The 10,104-nt window shown below is 71.5% G+C and carries 8 protein-coding genes; 3 read left to right on the forward strand and 5 right to left on the reverse strand.

What is annotated here, in order from left to right; genetic code table 11:
• Window positions 1–152: 152 nt before the first annotated feature.
• Window positions 153–1,019, forward strand: a complete 867-nt coding sequence (locus ACFRAR_RS13705) for a helix-turn-helix domain-containing protein (RefSeq protein ID WP_380698043.1) — start codon at window positions 153–155, stop codon at window positions 1,017–1,019.
• A gap of 49 nt (window positions 1,020–1,068) precedes the next feature.
• Window positions 1,069–2,526 carry an aldehyde dehydrogenase family protein gene (locus ACFRAR_RS13710; RefSeq protein WP_380698070.1) on the forward strand — a complete coding sequence of 486 codons (1,458 nt, stop codon included), beginning with the start codon at window positions 1,069–1,071 and terminating at the stop codon, window positions 2,524–2,526.
• A gap of 64 nt (window positions 2,527–2,590) precedes the next feature.
• On the opposite strand, the gene ACFRAR_RS13715 is transcribed toward ACFRAR_RS13710, so the two are convergent.
• The 5 genes from ACFRAR_RS13715 to ACFRAR_RS13735 all read right to left on the reverse strand — a co-directional run bounded on the left by ACFRAR_RS13715 (window position 2,591) and on the right by ACFRAR_RS13735 (window position 8,220).
• Window positions 2,591–2,713, reverse strand: coding sequence for a hypothetical protein (locus ACFRAR_RS13715; protein WP_380698045.1), 123 nt, complete (start codon window positions 2,711–2,713; stop codon window positions 2,591–2,593).
• A 50-nt stretch (window positions 2,714–2,763) separates the two neighbouring features.
• The gene (locus ACFRAR_RS13720; protein WP_380698047.1) at window positions 2,764–4,599 is read right to left on the reverse strand and encodes a bifunctional metallophosphatase/5'-nucleotidase; all 1,836 of its coding nucleotides are present in this window, start codon (window positions 4,597–4,599) and stop codon (window positions 2,764–2,766) included.
• A gap of 231 nt (window positions 4,600–4,830) precedes the next feature.
• Complete coding sequence (locus tag ACFRAR_RS13725; protein ID WP_380698049.1) at window positions 4,831–5,487, reverse strand: hypothetical protein; 657 nt, start codon at window positions 5,485–5,487, stop codon at window positions 4,831–4,833.
• A complete protein-coding gene (locus ACFRAR_RS13730) occupies window positions 5,474–7,132 on the reverse strand; it encodes a VWA domain-containing protein (protein ID WP_380698051.1) in 1,659 nt (552 codons plus the stop codon). The genes ACFRAR_RS13725 and ACFRAR_RS13730 overlap by 14 nt, the downstream gene beginning before the upstream one ends.
• On the reverse strand, window positions 7,129–8,220 hold the full coding sequence (locus tag ACFRAR_RS13735; RefSeq protein WP_380698053.1) for a hypothetical protein: 1,092 nt from the start codon (window positions 8,218–8,220) through the stop codon (window positions 7,129–7,131). The genes ACFRAR_RS13730 and ACFRAR_RS13735 overlap by 4 nt, the downstream gene beginning before the upstream one ends.
• Before the next feature lie 315 nt (window positions 8,221–8,535).
• Here ACFRAR_RS13735 and pyk point away from each other — a divergent pair, with 315 nt between their 5' ends.
• Window positions 8,536–9,966, forward strand: a complete 1,431-nt coding sequence (gene pyk, locus ACFRAR_RS13740) for a pyruvate kinase (protein ID WP_380698054.1) — start codon at window positions 8,536–8,538, stop codon at window positions 9,964–9,966.
• The last annotated feature ends 138 nt before the right edge of the window (window positions 9,967–10,104 follow it).

A 10,104-nucleotide genomic window follows, 5' to 3' on the forward strand; every position in this document is an offset into this window, starting at 1 on the left:
CCGCTTCCGGACCGGCGTCAACTCTCGGACAAACAACCGGGGTTGTCCGCCGCCCCGAGCGGTTCCCGATCGATGGGCTGTTGTTCGTCGGTGCCAGGTGGCAGACTGCCGCCGACGGCCGGGGGGCTGGTCTAGCGCGGAGGATGACGTCGATGGGCACGACTCAGGCAGGCGGGGGCGCCACCATACGGCGCCTGCAGCTCGGCACCCAGCTGCGCAAGCTCCGCGAGGCCAGAGGCGTCAGTCGGGAGGAGGCCGGGTACTCGATCCGGGCCTCCGAGTCCAAGATCAGCCGGATGGAGCTCGGCCGGGTCGGCTTCAAGGAGCGCGACGTCGCCGACCTGCTCACCCTGTACGGGGTCGAGGCCGAACACGAGCGCGCCGGCGTCCTCGGACTGCTGCGCGACGCCAACACCAGCTCCTGGTGGCACGAGTACGGCGACGTCCTGCCCGGCTGGTTCCAGAACTACCTGGGGCTGGAGGAGGCCGCGGCCGAGATCCGCAGCTACGAGGTCCAGTTCGTCCACGGGCTGCTCCAGACCGCCGATTACGCCCGGGCCGTGGTCACCGCCGGCTGCCACGCCGCCGGCGCGGAGGAGATCGACCGCCGGGTCGACGTCCGGCTCAAGCGGCAGGCGGTGCTGACCGGCGAGCGCGCGCCCCAGCTGGTCGCCGTGCTGGACGAGGCGGCGCTGCGCCGCCCCTGGGGCGGGCCCGACCAGATGCGCGGCCAGCTGGACCGGCTGCTGGAGCTCGGCGAGCTGCCCAACGTCCGGCTCCAGGTGCTGCCGCTGGGCAACGCCGGGCTGAGCGCGGAGAGCGGCGCCTTCACCGTCCTGGGCTTCGCCGAGGCCGAGTTGGCGGACGTGGTGTACCTGGAACAGTTCACCACCGCGCTCTACCTCGACAAGCCCGCGGAGGTGGCCGAGTACCGGCAGGCGATGGACGACCTGGTCGCCGACAGCCTGAATCCGGAGAAGACGCGCGATCTGTTGCACGAGGTACGCCAGGAGCTTTGATACGTCAGTACGATGAGTTCCCATCAGGTCGGTGTATGAGAGGGATCAGATGTCGTACTTCTCCGAGTTGGCGCTGCAGTACATCGACGGCGAGTGGCGCAGTGGCAGCGGCTCCTGGGACATCGTCGACGTCGACCCGTACACCGGGGACAAGCTCGCCGCCATCACCGTCGCCACCACCGCCGAGGTCGACCTCGCGTACCGCGCCGCCGAGCGCGCCCAGAAGGGGTGGGCCGCCACCAACCCGTACCAGCGGCGGGTGGTCTTCGAGCGCGCGCTGCGGCTGGTGGAGGAGCGCGAGCCGGAGATCGTCCAGGCGATCATGGCCGAGCTCGGCGGCACCGCGTTGAAGGCGGGCTTCGAGCTCTCCCTGGTCAAGGACGTCCTGCGGGACTGCCTGCACCAGTCGGTGGCCCCCGAGGGCCGGCTGCTCACCTCGCCCGCCCACGGCCGGGAGAACCGGCTCTACCGGCTGCCGGTCGGCGTCGTCGGCGTGATCAGCCCGTTCAACTTCCCGCTGTTCCTGGCGCTCAAGGCCGTCGCCCCGGCCCTCGCGCTCGGCAACGGCGTCGTCCTCAAGCCGCACCAGGAGACCCCGGTGGTCGGCGGCGGACTGATCGCCAAGATCTTCGAGGACGCGGGCCTGCCGCCCGGCCTGCTGAACGTGGTGATCACCGACATCGCCGAGATCGGCGACAGCTTCATCGAACACCCGGTGCCCAAGGTGATCTCCTTCACCGGCTCCGACCGGGTCGGCCGGCACGTCGCCACCGTCGCCGCCGGGCACTTCAAGCGGACCGTCCTGGAACTCGGCGGCAACAGCGCGCTGATCGTGCTGGACGACGCCGACGTGGACCACGCCGTGGACGCCGCGGTGTTCAGCCGCTTCGTCCACCAGGGACAGGTCTGCATGGCGGCCAACCGGGTGCTGGTGGACCGGGCCGTCGAGGCCGAGTTCACTGAGAAGTTCGTCGCCAAGGTGGCCTCGCTCACCATCGGCGACCCCAGGGACCCGGCCACCCACATCGGCCCGCTGATCAACCCCGTCCAGGCCGACTCCCTCAACGCCCAGGTCGACCAGGCGATCGCGGCCGGCGCCACCGCGCTGCTGCGCGGCCCCAAGGTCGGCAGCCTGATGGGCCCGGTGGTGCTCGGCGGCCTCGCGCAGGACGCGCCGATCCTGCGGAACGAACTCTTCGGCCCGGTGGTGCTGCTGGTGCCCTTCGACGGCGAGGACGAGGCCGTCCGGATCGCCAACGACACGCCGTTCGGGCTCAGCGGCGCGGTGCACACCGCGAACGTCGACCGCGGCGTGAAGGTCGCCCAGCGGATCGAGACCGGCATGATCCACGTCAACGGCGGCACCATCGCCGACGAGCCGGGCGTCCCCTTCGGCGGCGAGAAGAACTCCGGCGTCGGCCGCCTCAACGGCGAGGCCACGGTGGAGGCCTTCACCACCGTGAAGTGGATCTCCATCCAGCACGAGCGCGCGGTCTTCCCCTTCTGACCGGGGAGTCCTGAACGCGAGCCACAGGGCCTCCCGGCGCCGGCCGCCGGGAGGCCCTGTGGGGTCAGGCCGGGTAGCGGGCGAGACCGTCGGTGGCGAGATCGAAGTCGAACGGGGCCGGGATCGGGACCGCGTCGCCGAACTCGCCGCTCCACTTCCGGTGGTAGCCGCTTCTTCCACCGGACAAGCCGGAAGGCCGTCGCCGACGGGGCGACGGCCTTCCGGCGGGAGCGTCGGTCAGAAGACCGGCTGGCCGGCGCGGACGAGGCGCCAGGAGTCGGTGAAGAAGTCGGCGGGGTCGATGGTGCCCTTGGCCTTCACCCAGGCGATCATGGTGTTGCGGATCTCGTCGGAGTCCGACCAGACCACCTTCGCCTTGGCGACGTGCGGGAAGTTGCCGCCGCCGTTGGCACGGTAGTTGTTGACGGCGAGGACGAACTCGGCGGCCGGGTCGATCGGCTTGCCCTGGAAGGACAGGTTGACGATCCGCTGGCCCTTCGGCTGCGCGATGTCGATGTCGTAGCTCAGGCCGTAGACCGAGTCGTAGTTGTAGTCCGGGGTGGCCTCGGCGTTGGTCAGCTTGTCCTTGTCGACCGGGGCACCCGGGGCGAGCTGGTTGTAGTACTTCACCGAGTACTCAAGGTAGTCCTTGAGCTGGGCGCCCGTCAGGATGCGGGCCTCCAGGGTGTTCTCGTAGATGTACAGGCCCGCGGCGTCGCGCAGCTTGACCTGGCCGGACGGGATCAGCGCGGTGCGGTTGAACGGGGCCGCCTGGGCCAGCACCGGGAGGTTGGCGTACTGCCCGCCCGCCAGCGCGGCCTTGACCTGGTCGGCCTGGACCCGGCCGATCAGGTCGATGATCGGGGTGGCCTTGAACGGGGCCTCGGCGATCGACAGCGCGATCTTGCTCGCGCCGATGACCTGGTTGACGTACGCGACGACCTTCTTGTGCTGCTTGGCGACCGCCTTGGTGATCTCCGGGTTCTCCGGCACCGTGTTGGAGTTCAGCAGCCGGGAGGAGAGCGAGGTGACCGTCCAGGCACCGGCGGCGAACTCGGCCTCGAAGTCGAAGCAGGTCAGACGCTGGCCGTAGCAGAGCGGCTCGGAGAGCACGACCGTCTTGCCGGTCTTCTTGTTGACGACCAGGCGCTGCGGGATCTCCTTGTGGGCGTGGCCCACCAGCACCGCGTCGATGCCGGGGACGGTCGCCGCCAGCTCGACCGCGGCGTTCTCGGTCCACGGCAGCTGGTCGCCCCAGGTCGTCGCCTCGTCGCAGCCGGTGTGCGCCGAGACCACGACGACGTCCGCGCCCGCGGCCCTGACCTTCGGCACCCAGGTGGCGGCGGTCTCGACGATGCCCGGGAAGACCATCTTGCCGCTGACGTTGGCCTTGTCCCAGATCGCGATGCCGGGGTTGGTCAGGCCGAGGATGCCGACCCGCAGCGGGCGGCCCTCGCCCAGGTGCAGCTCCTTGATCACGAAGGGCTTGAAGGCCGGCTTCTCGTTCTTCGCGTACAGCGCGTTGGCGCCCAGCAGCGGGAACTCCAGCTGCTCCTCGTAGGCCCTCAGGAGCGGGATGCCGTAGTTGAACTCGTGGTTGCCGAGCGCGGCGGCGTCGTACTCCATGAGGTTCATGGCGACGGCCATCGGGTGGTCCGGCACGGTGTTGGCGTCGCTGAGGATCGAGTCGATCCGGGCGTAGTAGTAGGACAGCTGGGTGCCCTGGATGGTGTCACCGGAGTCGATCAGCAGGCAGCGGTCCCAGCCCTTCTCCTCGCGCACCTGGTTGGCCAGGGTGGAGATCTTGGCGAGGCCGACCGCGTTGTGGGCCTTGTCGGTGTACTCGGCGTCGGTGAAGTAGTCCCAGTTGAGCACCCGGCCGTGCAGGTCGGTGGTGCCCATGACGGTGAAGGCCTGCTTGCGCGGCTTGCGCTGCGGGCCCTTGGCGGCCGCCGTGTCCGGCTGGGCGGCCGCGGCGGAGGGGGCGGCGGCCAGGGTGGCGCCACCGGCCAGGGCGGCACCGGCGGCGGTGGCGGCGGACCGGGTGACGAAGTCACGGCGGTTCAGGGGCATGGACGACTCTCCCGAGTGGGGCGACGGCGAATGGGCCGTCAACTGGTGTGCGTGAGCGAAAGGGTGCGTCCACGCGTCGACGCGCGTAGAGGGACGCGCGTAGCAGTGTGCCGTGCGGGCCGGGGTGCTGGATAGCCCCCGGACCTGTCCGGGAGGTGAGATCTTGGCGACTCGTTCGTGACGGGAACGGGGGAGGCGCGGGGCGGTGGGGCGGGTCCCCGGAGGGCGAAATCAGGACAGTTCACCCACGAGGAGGTCGACCTCCCGGCCCAGCTCGGCCGCCGGGTCCGGGGCGCCCGGGCCCGCCCAGGGCTGCCAGGTCCGCGCCCGCAGGTAGCCGGCCACCGCGACCGGCAGCCGGTGCCGGACGATCCGCTCCGCCACCGGGCCCGGCCCGGCCGCGCGCAGCGCCGTCAGCAGGCCGTCCACGCCCGCCGAGGGCGGCAGCGGCACGCTGTCCAGGTAGGCGGCCAGCGCCTCCAGCTCCGGGTCGGGCGCGGGGGGCGCTGGGGGCGCGGGGGGCACCGGCGGTGGCTGGACGGGCCGGACGGGTGGCCGGGCCGGGGGGCCGGCGGGGGCGGAGAGCTCCGCGGAGACCTCCGCGAGGAGCGCCGAGACGCCCTCATCCGGGAGCTCGGACCCCGCGCTCCCCGGCGTCGGCGTCGGCGTCGGCCCCGGCTCCCGGCGGGCCGCCGGGGCGGGCGTCAGCAGCGCGCCCACCCCGTACAGCCCGGCCACGACCCCCGGCCACCAGGCCCCGCCCAGCCCGGCGAAGTGCAGCCCCAGCCCGACCGCGCCACCCGCACAGCCGACCAGGTTGCGGGCCGACTCCAGGTAGCGCAGCGCCCGGGCGCCGAAGCCGCCGCCGTCACCGTTACTGGTAGCCACGGATCTCCTCGAACACCCCGTCCAGCGAACCCGTCCCATCGAACAGCTTGCCGCCGCTCAGGTCCGCGATCCCCTGGAGCTGGCCCACCGCCGCCTCCCCGAACTTGATCGGGAACACCGGGATCGCCTTCTCCCCGGCGGGCAGCCCGTCATGGAAGTGCTTGAAGTCGGCGTCCGTCGCCCCGGCGTTGCTCTCCCCGTCGGTCATCAGCACGATCGAGGTGAACCGGTCGTCGCCGGCCGCCGCCTGCTGGCGCTCGATCACCTTGTACGCCTCCTCCAGCGAGGAGTACAGCGCCGTCCCGCCCGAGGCCGCCAGCGACTGCACGTCCGCGTCGATCGAGGCCAGCTCGGCCTCCGGGCCGGGCTTGCCGCCGGAGGCCGGCACCACGTGGGTCTTGGTCCACTTCACCGCGGAGGCGAAGGAGAGCAGCGTGATCTCCTCGCGGTCCCGGAAGCGGCGCACCCCGCGGGTGTCGTCCGCGCCGGTCAGCCGGCCCAGCGCGCTCTTCAGCGCGGCGATCCGCGAGCCCTCCATCGAGCCCGAGGTGTCCAGCACGTACACCGTCCGGGACGGGCGGCGCAGCTCGTTCTGGTACGCGGCCAGCAGACCGTCCGCGACCGCCCGGGTGCCCGGGAACGGCAGCTCCCGGCGACGCTCCGAGGGCAGCCCGGCGGCCGGGGCCACGCCCGCCGTCACCGGGCGGCGCAGCGTCGTCTCGGAGATGCGTTTCTGCACGTCCTCCTTGAGCAGGTAGGCGGTCAGCCGCTGGAAGGCGTCCCGCTGCTCCGGCGCGGCGGAGGACATCAGCGAGAGCGGGTAGTCCGCCGATATTACGCCGTCCACCGGCCGCACCACCGTCAGCTGCTGCTGCGGCGGCAGCGTCCGGTTCATCGACAGCAGCACCGACTCGTAGTTCACCAGCGCGCTCACCACGCCCGACTCGGCCCGGGTGTACGCCTGCGCCAGCCAACCCGAGGAGCCGGAGGTCAGCTTCTGGCCCTTGAAGAACTCCTTCAGCTGCGGGCCCGCCTTCTGCACGTCCGCGTCGGTCAGCGCCGCACCCGCGCCGGAGAAGGCCGAGGCCACCGCGACCAGGGTGGAGAAGCCGGAGTTGGAGCGGGACGGGTCGGCCATCCCGTACGGCAGCCTGCCGGCCGCGGCCGCTTCGCCGACCTGCGCCCAGGTGACCTTCGAACCGTCGCCCCAGCCGAGTTCGCCGAGCGCCGAGGAGCGCACCCCGATCGCCACCGGCGAGACCATCACCGGCGTCTCGGAGAGCACCTTGGACCTGCCGGCCGGATCCAGCCGCAGGTACTGGTCGGACGGGAACCACACGGCGTCGTACTTGCCGTCGGCCCGCCCCGAGGAGACGGTGTCCGCGCCGTCCAGGGTGCCCGTCCAGGAGAACTGCACCGTCACCCCGGTGGCCTTCCGGGCGTCCTCCAGGACCGGTGCCAGGTCCTGGAGTTCACTGCCGGCCAGGACGCGCAGCACCCCGGGGCGGGCGGTCTCGGCGGGCGGGCCGCTCGGGTCCGGCCCGGGCGTGGGGCCGGAGCCGCCGGAGGTGCAGGCGGTCGCCGCGGCGAGCGCGGCGGCCAGCGCGGCGGCGAGCAGGCCGCGGCGCTTCATCGGGCTGGTCACTTGGTCCCCTTCGCCGCGGCGGTCAGCTTGGTCAGGTTGTCCAGCGACGGCAGGGTCGCCTGCTTGATCCTGGCCGCGGTCAGATCGGGCGCGAAGACCGGCTTGCGGTCCCGCATCAGGCTCGCGAAGGCCTCCGGCTTGGCCTGCGGCCGGAGGCCGTACCTGGCCTCCAGGGTGCGCAGCGTCTCGTCGTTCTGGAGGACCTCGGCGAGCCTGCGGCCGTTGTCGGTGTGGGCCACCACGGTGTGGTCCGAGTAGACCGTGGTGTCCGGGTACAGCACCACCATGTCCCCGGTGGGCTTGCCCCGGAGCGGCAGGGCGGCGGCCTGCGACTCGTACGAGAAGATCAGCGGGCTGCCGATCCCCGCACCGAAGTCCCGGAACGGCTCGTCGCTGCTGCTCTTCTGGATGCCCTGCAGCGAGTTCGCGGTGTACAGGACGTCCCTGACGGCGGCGACACCGGCGTCGTCCGACACCACCTGGTGGTTGTTGGCGACGTAGGAGAGCAGCGCGAGGTACATCGCGCCGGAGGAGGAGCTCTCCGGGTCGGTGGTGGTCACGAAGAGCTGGCCGGACAGCTCGGGGTGCTCGCGGGCCCCGTCCAGGTCCTCCCATCTGCGGTTGGCCTTCAGGGCGTTGACGTAGTCGTCCATCCGGAACGTCCAGACGCCGGTGGCGGGGTCCACGTCGGCCAGCTTGTTCTTCCTCAGCACCTGGGCCACCGGCTCGTGGGCCACGATCACCAGCGGCGAGTAGAACGGCACCAGCGGGGAGTCCTGCAACTTCCAGATCCGCTGGATCTCCCGGGCCGGCGCCGCGCTCGCGGGGAAGGCGAAGTCCAGCCCCGGGGTCTTCTCCGCCTGGTCGCTCATCCTCCAGGAACCCGTCGAGTCCGCCCGGACGTCCAGACCCTGCTTCGCCAACTCGGCCTTGACGTCCTGGTCTTCGAAGAAGGCGCGCTTCTCCGAGCCGATCAGGCCGGTGACGGTGACCGTCTTGGCGGCCCCCGGCTTGTCGTCGGGGATCAGTGCGAAGGCCACCCCGCCCAACAGGGCCAGGGCCGCCACCACCCCCAGAGCGCGTTTCATGCCGAACGCCTCCCCCTCGTACGCTACTTCGTCCGGGTGGTCACCCGGGGCCGCCCGGGCAGTCACCCGGGGGTGACGAGCGTCCCGCCGGGCGGGGAGCGGCGGCGGAAGCAGTGGTGAACCGGAGGTGAACACCCCTTCACGGAATCGTATTGACGGGCGGGCGCGGACGGCGCGCGCGAGGGGCGCGGGACGGGGCGCTCGCACGGCGGTCCGAGTGTGTGTCAGATTGTTCAACTCGCCTTACCGCAAAGGTCATCCCGCAGTCCGGACCCACGTCGTGGTTACGCGCCGGTAATGCCTAGTCTCAGCACTATGCGCCGAGCAAAAATCGTCTGTACCCTCGGGCCCGCCACCGACTCGTACGACCAGATCAAGGCCCTGGTCGACGCCGGGATGGACATCGCCCGATTCAACCTCAGCCACGGAACGCACGCCGAGCACGAGGAACGCTACCGCCGCGTCCGCAAGGCCGCCGACGAGACCGGCCGCAGCGTCGGCATCCTCGCCGACCTTCAAGGCCCGAAGATCCGCCTCGACACCTTCGCCCACGGGCCGGTACTTCTCGAACGCGGCGACGAGTTCACCATCTCCACCGACAAGGGCGTCGTGGGGGACAAGGACATCTGCGGAACCACCTACTCCGGACTCGCCGGCGACGTCGGCCGCGGCGAACGCATCCTGGTCGACGACGGCCGGGTCACCCTGGAGGTCGTCGCCGTCGACGGGCCGCACGTGCGCTGCCTCGTCATCGAAGGCGGCCTGGTCTCCGACCACAAGGGCCTCAACCTCCCCGGCGTCGCCGTCTCCGTCCCCGCGCTCAGCGACAAGGACGTCGCCGACCTGCGGTGGGCGCTGCGCACCGGGGCCGACCTGATCGCGCTCTCCTTCGTCCGCAGCGGGCGGGACATCGAGGACGTCCACCGGATCATGGCGGAGGAGGGGCGCTACGTCCCCGTCATCGCCAAGGTCGAGAAGCCGCAGGCGGTGGAGAACCTGGAGTCCGTCGTCGACGCCTTCGACGGGATCATGGTGGCCCGTGGCGACCTGGGCGTGGAGATGCCCCTCGAACAGGTCCCGCTGGTCCAGAAGCGCGCCATCAAACTGGCCCGCCGCAACGCCAAGCCCGTCATCGTGGCCACCCAGATGCTCGACTCGATGATCAACGCCTCCCGGCCGACCCGGGCGGAGGCCTCGGACGTCGCCAACGCCGTCCTGGACGGCACGGACGCGGTGATGCTCTCCGGGGAGACCTCGGTCGGCAAGTACCCGGTCGAGACGGTCAAGACCATGGCCCGGATCGTCGAGGCCGCCGAGACCGACATCCTGGCGGCCGGGCTGCCGCCGCTGACCGCCGGCAGCAAGCCACGCACCCAGGGCGGCGCCGTCGCCCGCGCGGCCGCCGAGATCGGCGACTTCCTGAACGCCAAGTACCTCGTCGCCTTCACCCAGTCCGGCGACACCGCCCGCCGGCTCACCCGCTACCGCTCGCCGATCCCGGTGCTCGCCTTCACCTACGAGCCCGCGGTGCGCAGCCAACTCGCCCTCACCTGGGGCGTGGAGACCTTCCTCGGCCCGTTCGCCCCGACGACGGACCAGATGGTCGAACAGGTCGACGCGGCCCTGCTGTCCCTCGGCCGCTGCCAGAAGGGCGACATCGTCGTCATCACGGCCGGCTCACCCCCCGGCCTGGCGGGCTCCACCAACCTCGTCCGCGTCCACCACGTGGGCACCCTGGACGTCTGAGGATCCTCGGGCCCGGGCGGCATCCCTCGTGTGAGGGATTGCCGCCCGGGGGGGGTTGGGGGGTGGTAAATCAGGAACAGGCATAAACACCCCAACCAAAGGGGCCGCCAACCGGAGGGGGGCCCAAACCCAACCCGG

Origin of the sequence: Kitasatospora sp. NPDC056651 (genome assembly GCF_042792155.1) — a bacterium.
Lineage (GTDB): Bacteria > Actinomycetota > Actinomycetes > Streptomycetales > Streptomycetaceae > Kitasatospora.

Coding starts and splice junctions, on each gene's coding strand:
- ACFRAR_RS13735 (WP_380698053.1), bottom strand. CDS start 8,220: ATGAAACGCGCTCTGGGGGTGGTGGCGGCCCTGGCCCTGTTGGGCGGG.
- ACFRAR_RS13705 (WP_380698043.1), top strand. CDS start 153: ATGGGCACGACTCAGGCAGGCGGGGGCGCCACCATACGGCGCCTGCAG.
- pyk (WP_380698054.1), top strand. CDS start 8,536: ATGCGCCGAGCAAAAATCGTCTGTACCCTCGGGCCCGCCACCGACTCG.
- ACFRAR_RS13710 (WP_380698070.1), top strand. CDS start 1,069: ATGTCGTACTTCTCCGAGTTGGCGCTGCAGTACATCGACGGCGAGTGG.
- ACFRAR_RS13720 (WP_380698047.1), bottom strand. CDS start 4,599: ATGCCCCTGAACCGCCGTGACTTCGTCACCCGGTCCGCCGCCACCGCC.